The organism is Microcystis sp. M049S2 (assembly GCF_020245625.1).
GTDB classification, from domain to species: Bacteria; Cyanobacteriota; Cyanobacteriia; order Cyanobacteriales; family Microcystaceae; genus Microcystis; species Microcystis ichthyoblabe_A.
Genome location: NZ_JADBUN010000265.1, coordinates 1 through 19,925, shown reverse-complemented (window position 1 = coordinate 19,925; position 19,925 = coordinate 1). Strand labels below are relative to the sequence as shown.

At 41.7% G+C, this 19,925-nt stretch carries 13 protein-coding genes and 3 pseudogenes; 2 read left to right on the top strand and 14 right to left on the bottom strand.

The features are described from left to right. Positions 1 to 443 precede the first annotated feature (443 nt). Positions 444 to 3,164, top strand: coding sequence for a valine--tRNA ligase (locus IM496_RS20645; protein ID WP_287663111.1), 2,721 nt, complete (start codon positions 444 to 446; stop codon positions 3,162 to 3,164). Positions 3,165 to 3,233: 69 nt separating this feature from the next. Here the strand turns inward: IM496_RS20645 and IM496_RS20640 are convergent, their stop codons facing one another. The 3 genes from IM496_RS20640 to IM496_RS20630 all read right to left on the bottom strand — a co-directional run bounded on the left by IM496_RS20640 (position 3,234) and on the right by IM496_RS20630 (position 6,175). Continuing rightward, entirely contained in the window at positions 3,234 to 4,670 is a 1,437-nt protein-coding gene (locus IM496_RS20640) for an NADP-dependent isocitrate dehydrogenase (protein WP_194015472.1), read from the bottom strand. A 456-nt stretch (positions 4,671 to 5,126) separates the two neighbouring features. Next, positions 5,127 to 5,933, bottom strand: a complete 807-nt coding sequence (locus IM496_RS20635) for a hypothetical protein (RefSeq protein WP_287663109.1) — start codon at positions 5,931 to 5,933, stop codon at positions 5,127 to 5,129. 26 nt (positions 5,934 to 5,959) lie between these two features. Further along, positions 5,960 to 6,175: a hypothetical protein gene (locus IM496_RS20630; protein WP_185240716.1), complete on the bottom strand. Its 216-nt coding sequence runs from the start codon at positions 6,173 to 6,175 to the stop codon at positions 5,960 to 5,962. A gap of 202 nt (positions 6,176 to 6,377) precedes the next feature. On the opposite strand from IM496_RS20630, the pseudogene IM496_RS20625 reads away from it, so the two are divergent. Continuing rightward, a pseudogene (locus IM496_RS20625) lies at positions 6,378 to 6,638 on the top strand (DUF6444 domain-containing protein); the annotation flags it as partial. Between the two features lie 351 nt (positions 6,639 to 6,989). Here the strand turns inward: IM496_RS20625 and IM496_RS20620 are convergent. The 11 genes and pseudogenes from IM496_RS20620 to IM496_RS20570 form a co-directional block, all read right to left on the bottom strand. Then, positions 6,990 to 7,196: pseudogene (locus IM496_RS20620) on the bottom strand (type II toxin-antitoxin system HicA family toxin). After that, a complete protein-coding gene (locus IM496_RS20615; RefSeq protein WP_046662329.1) occupies positions 7,193 to 7,399 on the bottom strand; it encodes a type II toxin-antitoxin system HicB family antitoxin in 207 nt (68 codons plus the stop codon). Before IM496_RS20615 ends, IM496_RS20620 begins: the two are co-directional and overlap by 4 nt. Positions 7,400 to 7,739: 340 nt before the next feature. Then, on the bottom strand, positions 7,740 to 8,294 hold the full coding sequence (locus IM496_RS20610; RefSeq protein WP_287663106.1) for a WD40 repeat domain-containing protein: 555 nt from the start codon (positions 8,292 to 8,294) through the stop codon (positions 7,740 to 7,742). A 12-nt stretch (positions 8,295 to 8,306) separates the two neighbouring features. Beyond that, positions 8,307 to 10,139 carry an nSTAND1 domain-containing NTPase gene (locus IM496_RS20605; RefSeq protein WP_287663104.1) on the bottom strand — a complete coding sequence of 611 codons (1,833 nt, stop codon included), beginning with the start codon at positions 10,137 to 10,139 and terminating at the stop codon, positions 8,307 to 8,309. A gap of 31 nt (positions 10,140 to 10,170) precedes the next feature. After that, positions 10,171 to 10,575 carry a Het-E N-terminal domain-containing protein gene (locus IM496_RS20600; RefSeq protein WP_287663103.1) on the bottom strand — a complete coding sequence of 135 codons (405 nt, stop codon included), beginning with the start codon at positions 10,573 to 10,575 and terminating at the stop codon, positions 10,171 to 10,173. A gap of 249 nt (positions 10,576 to 10,824) precedes the next feature. Then, complete coding sequence (locus IM496_RS20595) at positions 10,825 to 13,611, bottom strand: cation-translocating P-type ATPase (RefSeq protein WP_287663101.1); 2,787 nt, start codon at positions 13,609 to 13,611, stop codon at positions 10,825 to 10,827. 223 nt (positions 13,612 to 13,834) lie between these two features. Next, positions 13,835 to 14,941: a hybrid sensor histidine kinase/response regulator gene (locus tag IM496_RS20590; RefSeq protein ID WP_194015495.1), complete on the bottom strand. Its 1,107-nt coding sequence runs from the start codon at positions 14,939 to 14,941 to the stop codon at positions 13,835 to 13,837. A 104-nt stretch (positions 14,942 to 15,045) separates the two neighbouring features. Beyond that, the gene (locus tag IM496_RS20585) at positions 15,046 to 15,483 is read right to left on the bottom strand and encodes a pentapeptide repeat-containing protein (RefSeq protein ID WP_104396768.1); all 438 of its coding nucleotides are present in this window, start codon (positions 15,481 to 15,483) and stop codon (positions 15,046 to 15,048) included. Between the two features lie 114 nt (positions 15,484 to 15,597). Then, positions 15,598 to 17,070 (bottom strand): BCD family MFS transporter, encoded by a 1,473-nt coding sequence (locus tag IM496_RS20580; RefSeq protein ID WP_194015493.1) that lies wholly within the window; start codon positions 17,068 to 17,070, stop codon positions 15,598 to 15,600. A 69-nt stretch (positions 17,071 to 17,139) separates the two neighbouring features. After that, positions 17,140 to 17,532: pseudogene (locus tag IM496_RS20575) on the bottom strand (DUF4351 domain-containing protein); the annotation flags it as partial. Further along, positions 17,533 to 19,629 (bottom strand): hypothetical protein, encoded by a 2,097-nt coding sequence (locus IM496_RS20570; RefSeq protein WP_287663098.1) that lies wholly within the window; start codon positions 19,627 to 19,629, stop codon positions 17,533 to 17,535. Positions 19,630 to 19,925: the final 296 nt, after the last annotated feature.

Sequence of the window (19,925 nt, the reverse complement as noted above, 5' to 3'; positions counted from 1 at the left end):
TGATTTCAGTTTTTTCTTTGTCAGTAAGGGTGTCAACAAGGAATATTACAAATTGTTAACCGAGTCTTGAAAGCCTTGTGCTACAAAGGTTTGAAATGTTAAGAAAGATGTGACTAAAGGACAGCTTGATAAGGGGGGTGCCGATCTCCCCCTTATTAAGTAGGGTTGATTCATGAATCAACCCTACCCTTAATAAGGGGGGCATCTGAAAGTTTTTAATACCTACCCACTTATTGATCGACTCCCTCAATTGATTATAGCAATTATTATACTGGTGAGATACAAAAAAGTTACCAGAAATTAGCTAGGTTTAGCCGAGGAAAAGATAACAGCTATCTTAATAGGACTCTTAAAATTTTTTAGCTGGCAACTAAACAGGAATTTGATCTCTCCCAAATGTGGGACAATTGACAAAGAACTAAGAATTGTAGAATCCCCCCATCATGACCTCGGAACTATCGAAGCAATACGATCCCAAGATCACAGAAACGAAATGGCAGCAATATTGGGAAAATCAAGAGATATTTACAGCAAACCCCGAAAAAGGCGGCGAAACCTACTGTATAGTCATCCCCCCTCCCAATGTTACCGGTAGTCTCCACATGGGTCACGCCTTCGAGAGTTCCTTGATTGATACACTTGTTCGCTACAAGCGCATGACCGGCAAAAATACCCTCTGGCTGCCCGGTACGGATCACGCTAGTATTGCAGTACAAGCCATACTCGATCGCCAATTAAAAGCCGAAAAAACCGACCGTTATCAACTAGGAAGGGAAAAATTCCTCGAACGCGCTTGGCAATGGAAAGAGGAGTCCGGTAGTACCATTGTTAATCAACTGCGGCGCTTGGGGGTATCCGTCGATTGGACGCGGGAACGTTTCACCATGGATGAGGGACTTTCCCACGCTGTCCGTACTGCTTTTATCAAACTCTATGAGGACGGATTAATCTATCGCGGTCAATACTTAGTCAACTGGTGTCCCGAATCCCGGTCGGCCGTTTCCGATTTAGAGGTAGAAAACAAGGACATTGAGGGAAATCTCTGGTATTTTCGCTATCCTCTTAGCGATGGTGGCGGTTATCTTCAAGTAGCCACCACAAGGCCCGAAACCATGCTCGGTGATACTGGTGTCGCTGTCAACCCGCAAGACCCCCGTTATCGCCATTTAATCGGCAAAACCGTCACTTTACCGATAATGGGGCGAGAAATACCCATTATTGCCGATGAATTGGTGGATCCCCAATTCGGTACCGGTTGCGTCAAAGTTACGCCGGCCCACGATCCTAAAGATTTTGAGATGGGTAAACGCCATAATTTAGCCTTTATTAATATCATGAATTTAGACGGCAGTTTAAACGAAAATGCCGGAATATTCGCAGGTCAAGATCGTTTTGTTGCCCGCAAAAATGTCGTTAAAAAACTCGATGAAGACGGCTTTTTAGTTAAGATTGAAGCCTATCGCCATAGCGTCCCCTATAGCGATCGAGGTAAAGTTCCCGTGGAACCCCTTTTATCTACCCAATGGTTCGTTAAAATTGAACCTTTAGCCACAAAAGCTTTAGCCTGTTTAGATCAGGAAAACTCGCCCCGTTTTGTGCCGGAAAGATGGACAAAAGTTTATCGTGATTGGTTAGTTAAACTAAAAGATTGGTGTATTTCTCGACAACTGTGGTGGGGTCATCAAATTCCCGCTTGGTATATTATCAGTGAAACTAATAACGAAATTACTAACCATACTCCCTTCGTCGTTGCCCCAGATGAAACCTCCGCTTTAGCCAAGGCCAAACAAGAGTATGGAGAGGATATAATTATTCAACAAGACCCCGATGTTTTAGATACTTGGTTTTCCTCGGGATTGTGGCCATTTTCAACTATGGGATGGCCAGAAAAAACCCTTGATCTAGACACCTATTATCCCACCACAACCCTCGTCACTGGTTTTGATATTATCTTTTTCTGGGTGGCCAGAATGACGATGATGGCGGGCTATTTTACGCAACAAATGCCCTTTAAAGATGTCTATATTCACGGTTTAGTTAGGGATGAAAACGGCAAAAAGATGTCTAAATCTGCCAATAACGGCATCGATCCCCTAATTTTAATTGATAAATATGGAACCGATGCTTTACGATATACCTTAATCCGAGAAGTGGCAGGAGCAGGACAGGATATCAGTCTGCAATACAACCGTAAAACCGATGAATCGGAATCCGTAGAAGCGGCCCGAAATTTTGCCAATAAAATTTGGAATGCTTCCCGTTTTGTCATGATGAATCTGGAGGGAAAAACCCCAGAAGAATTGGGAGAACCAGTTTTAGAAAATTTAGAATTAGCTGATCGCTGGATTTTATCTCGTTATCATCAAACAGTGCAAAAAACTAGAGATTATCTAGAAAATTATGGCATGGGAGAAGCGGCAAAAGGTCTATACGAATTTATCTGGGGCGATTTCTGTGATTGGTATATCGAGTTAGTGAAAACTCGTTTATGGAAGGATAAAGAATCGGTTTCCTGTGCTACAGCTAGGCAAACTTTGGCTTTTATCTTGGCAGGGACATTAAAACTATTACATCCTTTTATGCCCCATATTACCGAAGAAATTTGGCATCATTTAACCCAAGAAAATCAGCAGGTTTTAGCTTTAGAAACCTATCCAATAGCTGATAGTTCTCTGATCGATCTAGACTTAGAAAATACTTTTGAGTTATTAATAGAAAGTATTCGGGTGTTGCGTAATTTGCGGGCCGAAGCGGGGATTAAACCGGGGGCAACGATCACGGCAATTTTACAGACAGAAAACAGCCAAGAATTAGCTATTTTGCAACGCGGACAAGTGTACTTAAAGGACTTGGCCAAGATCGAAAACTTAATTTTGACGGACAAAATAACCGAGGAAGTCAATCAAGCGATCGCCGGTGTTGTCGCTACGGTAGAAATCCTTATACCCCTGTCCGGATTGGTTGATATATCGGTATTGGCCGGGAAATTAGCGAAAAATTTAGCTAAAGTAGAAGGGGAAATCAAGAGTTTGAGCGATCGCTTGAATAAACCTAGCTTTGTCGAAAAAGCTCCAGAAGCTTTAATCCAAAAAACGCAGCAAGCTTTAGCAGAGTCCGAAAAACAAGCCCAAATTCTCCAAGAACGCTTAAAACGTCTGCATTAACGGAGACAGGGGTGATTTTGGGGATTTTCCGAAAAATAGGGCAGTTTTCAGGCTACCCTAACCGGAAAATTAATCCCCAAAATGGGAGATAATCGCGTCGGCAAATTCGGAACATTTCAGGGGAGGATTAACGGGAGGTTCCATCAGACGCGCTAAATCGTAGGTAACTTGTCGATTAGCGATCGCCGCCGCAATGCCTTTTTTAATCAAATCGGCCGCTTCTTGCCATCCCATGTATTCCAACATCATCACCCCAGAAAGAATCACCGAACCGGGGTTAATTCGGTCTAAACCGGCGTGTTTAGGGGCTGTGCCGTGGGTTGCCTCAAAAATAGCGCAAGTATCGCCAATATTCGCCCCGGGTCCCATCCCTAAACCACCCACGATCGCCGCTGCCGCATCGGAGAGATAATCGCCATTCAGGTTCATGGTAGCGAGGATCGAGTATTCATCGGGACGGGTTTGGATCTGTTGGAAGATACTATCGGCAATGCGATCGTTAACCATAATTTTATCTTTCCACTGGCCATGGCCGTGGGTTTCCCAGATAGCATCGAGAACACTGGTCACTTCTTGGCATATTTTGGCTTTTTTCTCGTCCGTGAGGGCATCATAACCCGGTTCCACCATGCGGGCGTTATCTTCGATGCTCAGATCGGGGTTTTTCTCCTTATTGCTCAGGATCCATGATTCCATCTCGGTAACGCACACATCCCGGAATTCACTTTTAGCTAATTCATAACCCCAATCCCGGAACGCTCCTTCGGTATATTTCATAATGTTACCCTTGTGGACGAGAGTAACTTGATTTTTCGGTTTCGGTAAAGTCAGCGCTCGTTCGATCGCCCGGCGGACTAATCTTTGGGAACCCGTCTTACTAATCGGTTTGATCCCGATACCCGCATCGAGGGGAATTTGTTTTTTACCGTGTTCGGGAGTGGCGGGAATTAGTTCGGTGTTGAGATAATTAATCAGTTTATCGGCGATTTCCGTGCCTTGTTTCCATTCGATGCCGAGATAAATATCCTCGGTATTTTCCCGATAGACGATGACATCGAGTTTTTCCGGGGTTTTATGGGGGGAAGGGGTTCCCGCATAGTAACGACAGGGACGAACACAGGCATAAAGGTCAAAAATTTGCCGCAAAGCCACATTCAGGGAACGAATGCCGCCACCGATGGGAGTGGTCAAGGGACCCTTGATGGCGATACCATATTCTTTAATCGCTGTCAAGGTATCTTGGGGTAGATATTGATAAGTCCCGTAGATTTCGCAAGCTTCATCGCCTGCATAGACTTTAAACCAATGGATTTTCCTTTGACCACCGTAGGCTGTGGCGATCGCTGCATCGATAACTTTTTCGGTTGCGGGCCAGATATCGACCCCCGTACCGTCACCGCGAATGAAGGGAATGATCGGATCGTCGGGAACTAGAGGTTTTCCCTCAGAAAAAGTAATTGTCGAGCCTGTTGTCGGTGGGGTAATTTTTTCGTAGCTCACAGTCATGGGCTTCCAGAAACAGTATTTATCTATACGTTGGGAGTCTAGCGCCGTCAATATCTATACTCAGGGATTTTGGGTAATTTCTTAAAGATTCCCTTGCTGGCAGCAACTTCGTACCTCACCATTAAGATAAGTGCTATAGCTAGGGTTTGCGGCAAAAAGTTTGTTGGTGTGGGGTGTGGGGTGTGGGGTGTGGGGTGTAGAGTTTCGATTTTGAGGTAGTCAGTTACCTAATTTTCAGGGAAAAAGTCCCTGAATTTTCCCCCCGATCCCTCCAATGGTCGGCACTTTTTGAGGGAAAAAAAGTCTAAAAGCCTTATCCAACAAGGTTTTTAGATTTATTCAGCCAACCCTAGCTAAGACTCTTTTAAGCTGCCCGCGTATTTAAATTGCCTGTTGAGATGAGGCAAGAGACTTCGCAGGAATTTGATGACAGTTTACCCAAAATTGATCGGGAAATTATCGACTAACCGTTGGTTCTATAATCTCAATTTTTTCGATGATACCGAAGTTTTCACTAATTGCTCGTGTTGCTTTCAGTTGACCGGTTACTAAAAACTTCAGCGTCATTTTAATTGAGGATGTATCGGCTGGATTTCCTGCTAAAAACTGAATTTGATGCAGTTGGGCTAAAATTCCCAGGGAAGCTGCATTATATTCTGTTTTGTAGGTGGGGTCTTGATTATAGGCTTCGATTAATTGGTCGTGGTGGGTTAGGATAGAGCCAGCAATGAGAGCCGTTAATTTTTCCAGTTCATTGGTACTTGCAGCTTGTACCTCTATGAAAAGTTCTTGTTCAAAGTTTCTTAGGCTAAAAATCCCGACAAACGAGTAGATAAACAGGATACTTTTTGCTTTTGATATATCATAGGTAAAGTTACACTCTTGCGTTTTATAATTGATGGTAAAGTCTTGTTTTTCCTGAAGCCAAATTTGCTTTTCTGTTAAGGTACCTTCAGCAAAGAAAACTTGACACTGAACCGTTCCTTGTAGCGGTGTTTTGGCTAAGATATATGGTCTTGAAGGCTTTTCTTGGCTGACAGCCAGTTTTTCGCGAAAATCTTCTGGACGTGGTTGATTAGAGGTGTTTTCTCCGGGTTGTTGGCTGATGGTAAAGCAACCCGGAGTTATAACAGTAATCGGGAGATTGCTGCTATTACTTGAGTCAACCGGTCCGGCTTTAATGTGTTGAGCCGCATCAGTAATTACGCTTGCTAAGGTCTCAACTAGCAGGCTGATTATTCTCAAAACTAGGTTTTGAATCATGGCAGTTTTGGGGAATATTAACTACTTCATTGAGAGAGAACTTCTACTTTTTTAGCGTCGTCAAGATTTTCTTCTTCCTCAGCTTTAGCGAGTAACTCTTCTAATACTTGAATCGCACCACTGATGCGCAGCATGGTAGTTCTTAGATTAGACTCTTGTGTTTCTAGATCAGCTAACATTTTTTGACCAGACTCATATTCGGCTTTGAGTTGTTCGATGCGTTCTTTGATTTGTTCTTTCATGGGAATAAATCGTGAGAAAAGTTAGTTTCTAACCTAGGGCATTCAGATCGTACCACAAAAATTGGTAACTGCTCACCGCAATAAACGGAGAGGTAAGATGGAGCAGTTAGATGTATGCTGAGTTCAGTTAAGTGCCTGCCGGACATGATGAATCAAACCGCTCCCTTAATTCGCCTTCAGTCATAACCGTCGCCGAAGAAGAGTTGTGGAGTGGATAGTGAAACAGCAACAACAAATAGCCCAGCAAGAGCGACTGATAGAAGAGCAACAGAAACAAATCGAAGCACAGCAGCAAGAGGAGAAATTAAAAGAAAAACGAGACAAGCTGACAAATCGTACCTCGCAAAATAGTTCAGTGCCGCCATCTTCCGACCAGTTGAAGAAACCCAGCGATGAAAATAAACGGAAAAAAGGAAAGAAGCGCGGACCCAGGCATGACCAGCAAGGGAAAACTCGCTGCGGGATTTGGAACTCCTGCCCCCCTATCGAACCATACCAAGTAACGAAAAGCCAAAATTGCTAATCTCGCAAGAATGGGATGTGAGGTAGCCCCCATCGGTTGGACAATTTTAGTGCGATCGCCGATCTGGTAGGGTGCGTGTTTGCATCGATAATCTCTGACAAAAAAACAAATTAATAATCTGCCGTAACGCAACAACTTAATTATTAAATTGGTGCGTTACACTTTCGCGCTTCGCACCCTACGAATTAGCTTGTAGGGTGAGTGTTTGCGGTTACTAATTCTGATGAAAAACTAAAATTAATAATCCGCGCCCCACGCCCAAATTTATCATCAAATTGGTGCGTTACGTTGTCAAATATCATCTTCAGTTAATCCTGAATCTTTGAGAATACCTTTTAATGTTCCTATCGGTAAATCTCGATTTCCATGGGTTGGTATAACAATAATTGCAGAAACATTTTCTTTGGTATAGATATAATGACTTCCTTTAATTCTTGCCAATTTCTAGCCAAATCTTTCAACGACTTTACATAATTTTTTACCTGAGATTGACTTCATACAGAAATCTCCACTAATTGCTGATTCTCTTTTCGATCAAGTAATTTTTTTTCATGAGAAACTTCTAACCAGCCTTCTATTGCCTCTTTAACCATGACCATCAAATCATCATAATTTTCTGCCCAAGTATGACAACCAGACAAAGCTGGTACAGTTGCACACCAAACATCATCTTCTTGCCAGACAACCACTTTGATATTCATAATAAATATTTTTTATTGACTGAGATTTATTTTAATAATAACATAAACTTGTTTTTTTGTGTAAGCCGATCTTTTAGGGTGCGTGTTTGCGGCGATAATCTCTGAGAAAAAACCAATTAATAATCCGCACCCCACGCACCAACTTAATTATTAAATGGGTGCGTTACGCTTTGGCTAACGCACCCTACGATTGATGTTTCTGTTTGTGGATAAATTGACAAAAGTTGCTCAAAATATAGCCTTAGCAAGATAAATCGGCCTATTCCTAGTTAAGCTGAGTTGAGGATAAGCCGAAACCCTAATTTTACCCTAGCTGGTTAGCTCTATTCTTTCGTGGAAGTCATGGCAAAATCTCCTTAGTCCGATAATTCTTTGTACCAATGCCATCACACAAACCCCTATCTTCCTCCCTGACACCAGAATTAGGGTTGTGCAAATAAGCCCGCACCCAATCGCAACTACGCCCCATTAAAGCATCTAAATTCAATAAATTCGAGTCTGTTTCTACCTTCCAGAGTTTGATAGTGTTGTCCCAACTACCGCTCACCAAAGTATTGCCATCGGGACTAAAATTAACGCTTCTGACACGGCTATCATGCCCATGGAGGGTGCGGATTTCTTGGCCTGTTTCTACATCCCAAAGTTTGATAGTCTTGTCATCACTACCGCTCACCAAAGTCTTGCCGTCGGGACTAAAATTAACGCTTCTGACAGGGCCATCATGCCCCTCGAAGGTGTGGATTTCTTTGCCTGTTTTTACATCCCAGAGTTTGATAGTTTTGTCATAACTACCGCTCACCAAAGTCTCGCCGTTGGGACTGAAACTGACACTAATAACGTGCCAAGTCCGTATCTTTGAAATACTTGTGAAATCAGAGTTTTGAAAAAGTCGCACACGGTGTTACTTTTATTTACCCCATTCCGACTCACAATAATCAAACCTTCTTTTGTTTTCTTCATACTCCTCAACCGTTCCATAACCTTGTTTCCAATTCCTATCTCTTAGGAGTTGGTAACACATTCTCCCTCTCTCATGAATTTTGCTTGTCCTCGCTTGTTCTTTCGCGGACTCTACTTGTTCTTTCGCGGACTCTATCTCGTACTCTAGTTGTCGTTCAAGGTTATTTATTTCTTTTCGCTTTTCGGCGTTCTGCCATTGAATCAATATACCCAAAGCTAAAATCAAAATCGAACCTCCTGCTAGTACATAAACATAAACAGTCTGTCGTCTTACACGTTCTCGCCGCCTTTGTTCTTTGTCTCGCAGTTTTACACTTACTTGGATATAAAATAGCTCCCCTTCGCTCAAATCCTCTGGACGTTGTTTCAGCTTCTCTTCTGCCTCCGCCAACGCTGTACCCCGCAACAATCTGCTTTCATCCCATCCAGTTACGTCTCCATTTTCTATCTGTTGCCATTGATACATTCCTGCCCTTAATCGCTCTTGCCAAGCGCGAAAAACCCTGTCTGTGTCCATCCAGCCCCGCAATTCCCCCCAATTGCGAATCAGTGCTTCATGCACCACTTCCACCGTCTCCACCTGTGCCTCTTCACTGCGACTGGTGACAACTAAACGCGCATCCGCCAATTGTTTCACCAGCGCCCAATTTACCGCCCCTAATTCCGCTTTTGTCGCCAGCCGCCGCGTATCTTCTGTGCCTTCCCCTGGGCGTACCAATTGGATGAAAATGCGCCGCACCTCTTTCCGTTGCGCCTCACTCAGCTTGTCATATTCTTCATTGGCATGGCGGGCCAAAGCACCCTGCACTTCGCCAATTTCTGTATATGCCAGATGGGTTAACTGTTGGCCCTGTCGCCGCTGCCACAATTCCGTTAAGGCAAACTCTAGTAATGGCAAATTCCCCGGCTCACTCTCCACATCATCGAGGATGCGTTTCACCAGTCCCGCTTCCAATGTCACCCCCAATTTTTGCGCCGGTTTTTCAATAACTTCTGTGAGTTCTTCTCGGTTCATCGGCCCCAATTTCAAGTCGGTATTTTGCAAGACATCAGCAAAGGGACGATAGGAAAGAGCATTCCCCAAGAAATCCGCCCGCATCGTTAATACCAACACCATTCCTACCCTTTCAAAAGGGGATGTAGTTAATTTATCGAGAAAATTACGACGGATTGTTTCATCAGGACAGAGGGTATAAAGTTCCTCAAATTGGTCGGCAATTACCAGCACCCGTTCACTGGGATAATTCTGTTGGATTTGGGCAACAACGTCAGCTAAAGAAATATCGCCATCACGCAAATAATTGGCTAACTGACGCGCTTGGGCGAGGCGTTCTGTCTCATTTAAATTAGTTGTATAAAGGGGAACTAATGCTAAAGCTAGGGCATGAAAAGGGTCAGAACCAGGACGAAAATGGGTAAACTGCCAGTGACTTTCTTGTTGCAATTTTGGGACTAATCCCGCAAAAACCACCGAGGATTTACCACTTCCCGACGCACCTAATAGGGGGATAAAATTACGGGTTTGGGTTGCCTGAAATAGGTTTTTAATAAAGCTTTTGCGCCCAAAAAAGTATTCTGCATCTCCTGGACCAAAATGAAACAAGCCACGATAGGGACAGGGCAGTTTATCATCAGCAACATCGGCAGAATCAGCAGGGGCTATTCTTGCTTCTTCTCGATAATAGTAATTGGTAATCGTGATGGTTGCATTGCCAGTCCCAGAGGTAGCAGCATATTGAGCTTCTGTAATATTTTGTTGAATTTCGCTTGGTTCTGACATATCAACCATCCTGATTAATTAAAATACAGTCTCAGTCATCCTTAGATGTGCCATGCTCGGTGATGCCGCTAATACTAGCATTACCCGTGCCAGAGGCAGCAGCATATTTAACATTACTGATATTTTGGGTGATAATTTGTTGTCCACCGGGTTGTTCTTGGAGCTTGTCTAGTAAATCTTGGGCTAATTTAGTGATTTCATTATCTTTATCAACCCCCGCTTCGACAATTTTATCTTTTAACAAACCTTCAGCTTTCTTGATATCCTCTGGTTTTGCCTCTACCATTGCCTGTGCTAAAGCATCATTAGCAAACTTACGCTTAATCAAGGTTTTCAAACCTTGATATGTATCTTTAACGCCTTTTTCCGCCGTATCTTTAGCCGCAGCAACCGCACCGGCAGTCAAGGCCGTGACAATCAGAGAAACTGGTTCCATTGTTTGATACTCCCAATAAAATATTGCTGATTCAATCTTAGATCAAATCAGTTTTTAATAGTAAGCTAAACCGCAATCAGCTAGAGAACTGGAATTTCACGGCCAAGGCACTAAGCCTTAAAAGTATTGCTATGTAAGGATCATAGCTGAAAAAGCCAAACTATGGTTTTCCCTGTGGATGGGGTTTATCAGTTATGAGATTTGAGTTTTCAATTCACTGTTTACTGAACAATGAAAAAAACTCCCTGATTATCGCCGATGATACCAACGGGTAAATAATTTTTCTAACTCCACCCAAACGAATAATAAGGTACTAAATCCCAAACAGATTAATAATTCTTCTTTAGTTAAAAATTGAGTACCGAAAAAATCCCGCAGGGCAGGAACATAGATTAACATCAGTTGAAAAATTGTCGTCAGGGTTACTGCTACCCAGAGATAGGGATTAGTCAAAGGATTCATTTCTATGGTAAGATGATCGCTCGATCGCACGGAAATGGCATGACCCATTTGAGCTAAACAGAGAGTAGTAAAAACCATAGTTTTCCATGAACCAGTATTACCAAAAAGCGGATCCAAGCGCACAGCGATTAACATTTGAGTGATATTAATAATCGAAAAAATAATCCCAATTCTCACAATATAACTGCCCAAACCGCGAGCAAAAATACTTTCTTGGGGACTAAAAGGAGGGCGACGCATAATATTAGGAGAAGCGGGTTCCACTGCCAAAGCTAACGCGGGTAAACCATCAGTAACTAAATTCATCCAGAGAATTTGTAGGGGAGTTAGGGGAGTAACTAAACCCAAAAGAGGCGAAGCAGCGATAGTAATCACTTCCCCGATATTACTGCCGAGAATATATTTAATAAAACTGCGAATATTGTTATAAACCACTCGCCCTTCTTCCGTGGCAGCGACGATGGTGGCAAAATTATCATCAAGGAGAATCATATCACTAGCCTCTTTGGTGACATCGGTGCCGGAGATTCCCATGGCAATACCTATATCTGCTTGTTTCAAGGCCGGAGCATCATTCACCCCATCTCCGGTCATAGCAACAAATTTACCCTTTTTTTGCAAGGCGCGGACAATGGTTAATTTATGTTCGGGGGAGACACGGGCATAGATGTTAGTTTTGTCAATGAGGTTTTCTAGCTGAATTGGTGATAATTTATCTAATTCTCGCCCTGAGATCACTAAAGCTCCCGCTTGGGCAATACCAAGACTCTTAGCCACCGCTAGAGCGGTTAATTGATGATCGCCGGTGATCATAATCGGACGGATTCCCGCTTCTCGACACCTAGCCACGGCGATTTGTACCTCTGGTCGCGGTGCGTCGATCATACCGACCATTCCTAACCAAATTAGCTTATCTTCGCTGATTTCAGTTGATTCTGGCGGATAAATTAGTGTTTTATAGGCTAATCCTAAGACTCGTAAACCCCTGTTAGCCATAGCATTGTTAGCGACTAAGACTTTTTCTTTTTCCCTATCCCCAAAAGGAAGACTTTCTAATCCCGATTGATAGGAGAGACACTGTTCAAGGATTAATTCCGGGGAACCTTTGGTAAATAGTACGGGATTGACTCCTTGACAAATGACCGACATTCGCTTTCTTTGGGAAGAAAAGGGGATTTCAGCGATTCTAGGGAACTCTTGCTTGGTTAGGGATAAATTTAAGCCCGCTTTCGCCCCTAAAACTAATAAGGCTCCTTCCGTGGGATCGCCTAAAATGCTATCGTGACCGTTATCGAGGTCTAAACTGGCATCGTTGCAGAGGATACTGGCAATTAAGAGATGATGTAATTCTAGATCGGTTTTGGGATCGATCGCCCGTTGCTCGGAGTCTAAAAATTGTCCTTTTGGGCTATATCCTTCCCCAGTAACTAAAAAACTGCGATTAACTGTCTCTATCTCGCGTACAATCATTTTATTTTCCGTTAGCGTCCCAGTTTTGTCGGAACAGATCACATTAACGGAACCAAGGGTTTCTACTGCCGGCAGTTTACGAATCAAGGCCTGACGTTTGACCATGCGTTGGGTACCTAGGGCGAGAGTTAGGGTGATAACTGCGGGTAATCCTTCGGGAACGACGGCTACTGCCATACTAAGGGAAACTTCCACTAATTCCTCTAGGGCCGACCAACCGGCATTGATCAGGCCGATGGTAATAGTCAGGGCCACTAGAATGAGAGAACCAGCAACAAGGACATTACCCAAGTGAGTCATTCTTTTTTGGAGAGGAGTGGGTTCATTGCCGACTGTTGCTAACATTTGAGCGATTTTGCCTAATTCCGTGGTCATTCCCGTATTGGTAACGATGACCTTGGCCCGGCCTTGCAGTACCTCTGTTCCGGTAAAGACAAAATTTAAGCGATCGCCAAGGGGAGTATCCCTGTCTAAGGGGTCAATGGAGGCGGATTTATTAACACTATTTGCCTCTCCTGTCAAGGCCGATTCGCGAATTTGCAGGTTAAAAGCTTCGATAATTTGGCCGTCGGCGCTGATTTGGGTTCCCGCTTCAATCAGCATGATGTCCCCGGGGACGAGATTAACCGCATCTATTTCTGTGCGTTGACCCTCGCGGATAACATTAACTTGGGGAGAGGAGAGTTTTTTTAAAGCGGCCAGAGCTTTTTCGGCGCGACTTTCTTGCAGATAGCCGAGGATACCATTGAGGATGACAATTGTTAAGATAGCGATCGTATCTTTGAAGGGAACACCAATTTTAGCCAGATGACCGCGCTGTAATGCCAGTAAATCTAGTCCTCCGGAAATTATGGCCACGGCAATTAAGAGGAGGAGCATGATATTGGTAAACTGATCTAGGAGAATTTGCCAATTACTGCGCCCTGGACGTTCTTGTAGTTCATTTTTGCCATAATATTTAATTCTTTGGGCGATTTGCTCCCTATTGAGGCCATTAACAGCTGAACTACCGAGGATAGATAGGGTGGTTTCCACCGGATAGGTATGCCAAGGTTGTTGCAAGTTAAGGCTAGAATGGGCAGAATAGTCGGCATTAGCGGCCATGGCAAGTGAAGATAGTTGATCTAGATAGATCTTAGCCCTTTCTTTCCCCGGTAACAGGAAAAAACAAATGTTTAAACTGGCTCTTCCTGCTCATAGACAGTCTTAACGAGTAATGTAGATAAGTAGCTGGTTATAATTAAATTGAAGATAGATCCCCCCTTAATCCCCCCTTGATAAGGGGGGTGTCTGAAAGTTTTTAACATCTACCTACTTAGTCAACAGCTTAGTAGGGCAAAGTAAACCAAAATTGTGAACCTTTTTCATCATTATTCATAATGCCAATTTCGCCTCCGTGAGCATGGATAATTTGACGACATAGATATAAACCTAGTCCTAAACTAATCTGATTATTATTATTGCCTCGTTGATAGCGATCAAATAATTGTTTTCTCTGGGTTTCGCTAATTCCTACCCCATTATCGGCAATGCTACACCGGAGACAATTACCCTCTAGTCTAGCCGAGAAAGTGATAATTATACCTTGGGGATTGTGTTTAAGAGCATTGGCTAATAAATTCTCAAAAACTCGCCAGAGATGGTGAGCATCAGCATTAACTAAGGGTAAATCGGGGGAAAAGTTATTAATTAAAGTTGCTTGATTTTCCCTTAATCTTAACTCCCATTCCTGGCCGATCTGTTGACCAATTTCGTAGAGAGATAAAGGCTTTAGTTCTAGGGAAACTCCCCAAAGATCATTCTGTCGGGTTTCGACAAGAGAATCAATTAAAGTTAATTGTCGATCGCAACTGTTGGCCATCTGTTGTAAAATCTTCCGGGATACTTCTTTAGTTTCTCCCTGAGAATTTTTAATTAAATTATTTAAGATCATTGACATCCCGATCACGGGATTGCGGAGATCGTGAGAGACAGCATGAAGATAAATTTCTAAAGTTTCCTCAGTTTTTTGACGTTCTTTAATTTCGTTTTGTAGTTGTTTTTTTTGACGGCAAATAGTTAATTGATTTTCGATGCGGGCCATGACTTCTTCCCCTTGAAAAGGTTTAGAAATATAATCGACACCTCCCACTTGAAAAGCTTTGACTTTATCGAAGACATCATCAAGAGCGCTGATAAAAATCACGGGAATTTCTCTGGTTTTTTCATCAGCTTTTAACTGTTCACAAACTTGATAACCATTGAGATCGGGCATATTAATATCGAGGAGGATCAGATCGGGAATTAGCGATCGCACTGTATTCAGGGCCATCTGTCCATTAATCGCTTTCCGTACCTGATATCCCTTCTCGGTGAGCATAATCGACAATAGCCGCACATTATTGGGCAAATCATCGACAATTAAGACACTAGGGCGCGATGTGAGTTGAGTCATGCCGGTTATTTTATAACTCAAACTATTTAGTAAAAGTGTATAAAAAAACAGACGCGACACTCGCATCTGTTACAAAATTAACTATATTTTGAGGACAAGAACATCTAAGGACTTTCACCACCCACAGCGATGCCTGTACCATAAATCTGAGCATTTGTCAAGTTAATTCTCTCCATTGATGCACCCGTCACATCAGCATCATAAATCATGGCGCTGGTGAAATTGACTCCATTGAGATTAGCTTGATTCAAACTGGCATTAGTCAGAAAAGCTGCGGTTAAATTTGCGCCTTCTAGGTTAGCATCGGTCAAATCTGCGCCCTCTAAGTTAGCTTCCTCCAGATTAGCTCCCTGTAAATTCGCTTCTCTCAAATCAGCACCGATTAGATGCGCCCCTCTTAAATCTGCACCCCGGAGATCACAGCCCGGACATTCCCGCGTATTCAATAATCGTTGCACCTGTTGGGGATTTTCCGCACCGACGGGGTTAATCAGCAGTAAGGAGGCTAGGGAACCTAGAACAATCATTAAAGTCCTTTTCATCGTTTTAGCCTCCTCTTTCGTTTTCCTCTCTACTTTTAGGATAGGAAAAAAGCTGCTAACCAACTTCCCCCGATCGGGCTAATTCTCCTGTTATCTCACTTTTGCTTGCTTTTGCTAGTCGATCTCTCCTTTCATTACCGTTGCGATCGCTGCTCGGGCATTTTCCTTAAATTCCTTGACATCGACGCGACTTAATAACCAAACTGCTAGGATCATTCCCAGTGCTTGCACGAGGAAAACTAAGCCATAAGCTAAAACCGGGCTAGAAAAGATAACTTTACCGATATTTAAAATTGTACCGCCTAAAACCGTGGCTAATCCCCGGGCGATCGCTTGTGATAATCCCCAAGCGCCGATAAAAGTTCCTGCGGTTTCGGCGGCGGTTAAATCTAACATTAAACTGGTAGCGCCAGCGGTAATCATTCCCGAAGCTAAACCGAAAAAGAGCAAGCTTGATTTTAATAAACTTTGGTCAGCAGAAAAGCCGGCAAAAATCAAGAGAATAAAACAAATTGTTGCAAAAATACAGCCATATTTAGTGGTTTTTTGTTTACCGATGCGGGGAATGAGCATAAATCCCGTGGCGGCAATACCAAAAAGGGTTCCAGTTCCCCAAAAAGCGTTTAATTGGGTGGTTTGGGCGATACACATCCCAAAAACCTCGCCGCCAAAAGGTTCCATAATTGCATCCTGCATAAATAAACTCAAAGTCATCATCAGCAGAAAGGTGAAAAATAAACCGGTTTGCCGACTAGCGGTGAGAACCTGTAACGCATCTTTAAAGGTAATTTGATCCTCTCTTTGCACGAGAGTGGACCGACTACTAAAACGAGAATATTTTTTTTCTACGCCAAAAGTCGCTAAAATACAGAGACCGAAAACGATAGCGGGCATAATCGTGAACACGGGGTTAATTGTCGCCTGTAGTTGCGGAATATTGGCTATGGGGGCTGATTGAGTCGGATCATAGGTCAAAATATTTGTACCGCAGATATTGGGAGTATCCAGCAAACGAGAACTAACGATCGCCCCGACGACGATTCCCACCATCAGCATTGACCAAACTATAGCAACTAATTGCGATCGATTATCTTCATCGGACACATCCACTAAGAGGGCAGCAAAAGGGGTAGAACTGGCACTTAAAGCTAGTCCGTAGAGGGCGAAAATTAAGGCTAAGAGGGCAATCCAAGCGTAGGAAATGGTATTCCATCCCGAAGTTTGAATACTAAGTCCCAATTGCCAGACTACCTGCAAAGCAATAAAAGCTAAAGCGGTAAAAACTGCCGCCCCAATCCAGACATAACCGCTGCGATGATGACCGAAAATAGTTTTACCGTCGGATCTTTGTCCAAACCAGATGCGTGCTGGACTAACAAACTGGTGCATAGCGATCGCAGCTGCGGCGAGAAAGGGTAAAACTTTTAACTCATCGATCATAATCCGATTGAGAACCCCCAAAGTCAGCAGGGACATAATACCTAGTCCCATCTGAAAGAGTCCTAAGCGAAACATGGTGAAAAGTCCCAGTTTTGGCAGGGGTTTTGGGGATGAGTGAGTAGAATAGGGAATATCGCTGGTAGCCATAGTTAAATCAATACAAAAAAGCCGGTATTTAAAAATTTAACGCAGGACGAGCAGACATCTTCTGAGGATTTAAGTTTCTATCTCCAATAACCAAGCGGTCAGATCTGTCAAGCTGGTAAAATCGAGCAGCGCTTCTCCTAAAGTTTCTAATTGTTCTAGAGATAGTTCTTGGATTTGTTGGCCTAAAGTCGAGGATATTTCACCTAAACGACGGTTAAGTAGCCGTAGAATCAAAGAAACCGCTTCTTCTCGTCTTCCTTCCTCTCTTCCTTGTGCTTTTCCACTTTCCCGGATATCCTGATAAATAACTGATTCGCGCATAATTTCTTCTCTTAATAAGCTTCCGATGATTTCCTTACTTAATACTAACCCCGCCAGAATTGCTGTAGCGGCGGCTAAATTGCTTTTTTCAGTTCTACCCTTGATATTATCAATTTTTGCGGCTACTTGTCGTAGAATTTCCTATTGTATTATCCATTTTCTGAATTTATCCATATCATTATTGACTACTGCTTCAAATGCCACGTTAGCATCAATTATCATCCTTGTAAAATAAGTACTTATCGGCTGTATTTCAGTATCACTCTCGGTTGCAAATAAATGTTTTCTGATTTCTAAAATAAGTCTTAAGCTGTATTCCTTATTTCTTTTTGAATAATATTCTAAAAGCTTACTTTTTGTGTTACTACTATGAACTAGCATATTTCTAATGCGATAGATATTATATACATCATTTTTGACATCGATCATTGCTTGTTTTATTTTATTCAAGCAAGTTGTGTGATCAATAAAATGACCACGAATCTCACTTATATATTTATCGAATTGACTATTTTTCTGCTCAAAATCATCAAAAATTAATTGAAAGTTTTCAAGAAAATTACTTGCGTTTATCCCAATAGAACCGTTATCTTTTTTACTAATAAAAAATATATTTAAAATTTCATCAGATACTGAGTATCTATCCCATGGAAAGCCTTTTCTCGCTAAATTATCCGCAAAAGTAATTAGGAGATCAAAAAGATGGGATTTAATGGTAACAATAGCGAGCAATAATTGTAGGACTGAAATATTGTTCGCATTGTACCATTCTTCAAAAACAGATTTATCAAATTCCCTCGGAAGCCTCACAGTAATTTTTTCCGATTTATTGATAAAATGCTCAAGGGAATACCAAGAATATAGAAGCGCGTCGGAACTTTGTACTGACTCAACAGATTTACGATATAGTTCAATAGCAGTTAACCATGTTTCAACGCTTTTATTAAGTGAGTTTTTAGAAGAAAGCCAATGACCAATTCTGTCAGTATAAATATTATTAGGAATATCAAATTCTTTATTCGATCTAGAAGAATACTCAAAAAAAGCACCCTCACCTAGATCGTCACAGATAATGTAATTATTTAATATTATTTGTATTTCGTTGTTATTTGTCTTTTTCATGAGAGTATCCTTTCGGAGAAAGACAGACACAGCCCTCTCTACTGTTCTTATCGCTTGATCCTTCATTGAATAAAAATCATTTCCTTCGATGTCAACAGCAACATAATAAATACTCTCGGACATCACTTCAAATTCCTGTATTCTTTTTTCAAACTGAACAAGATCAGAAATTTCATCTATGTATGTGTCGTCTCGAAAAATACTTTTTGTTATTTTTCCATGAATTTTCGGAATATAAAAATAAACGTTACCTATATTTAATGATTGAGAATTGGCTAGAGCAAAATTAGAAAGTTTAAAAATAACCTTATACTTTTTAGGTGGTTCGACATAAATTTTTTTCATCAGAAAAATCCTATCTTTAAGCCCCAAAGAGTCATAATATTGCTTGAGGGCAATTTTATAGTCTTCGTTTTCAGAATAAACTTCCTCGTTATATTTGGGTGATCCATATATGAGTCCACCGTATAAATACAATCCATCTGTACTTGTACTTATACGGTTCCAATGATCTTGAAACAAAGATAATTGTTTATGTAATAAATATTCTAGAGTTTTAACATAGTATCCTCGCTCAATAAACATTATTATAATAGTGTTAACGATAAATTTTAATTCCTCTCGATTCATTTCTTCTTTGAGGATTTCTGTAATAAGTAAATTAAGTAAACCTTCAAGACTTTCTACTGAAATTATCTCTTTTTGTATTATTTCAACAGAATATAATATGTCTTTTAATTCAAATTTTTTAGAATCTGATGCTGAATTTAAAGCTTCTAAAATAAATTTCAACTGAGTAGATATTGGTTTTGCCCATAAACTCTTAGCCGATGGCTCCCCAGCAGATTTTTTTGTGCCTTCTAAATATTGTTTAATCTGTGTAGTAAAATAATTTTTGGCAAATTGATTTTTTGAAAATATTTCTCGATTTTCTAAAATTTCTTCTTCTAAATCTGTTATAATTAAAATCAGGTGTTTGTTGTAATCATTGTCTTTTAATTCTTTAATTGCCTCACAGCTGTCTCTCCATATAGATTTTACGACAATGAGGTTTTGACGAATAAACTCTGGAATATCTTCGATTTTAGAATCGCAAGCATCGCAATTGTGATCCATTTCTATTCTCTCAGTGAACTATAAATATAGTATAGCAGTTATCCTGCTGGTTTTACCCTCGTCAATCCCGCTATCGAATATCTTACCAACGAATACGGGACTTTCTATCGAGTTGAGGGGGAATTAATCGGCAGTAATCAAGTTCACCTATCCGTGCTAGCCTGCATTATTCATGAAGACTTTGGAAAATCCTCGAAAGCCTTGGCAAGAAGTTCATCTAGCGATCTGGCTGAAAAACAGTCTGTTTTTTGAGATGTCCTCACAATCAGGTTTTTGCCAGTTGGTGAATAATGCAG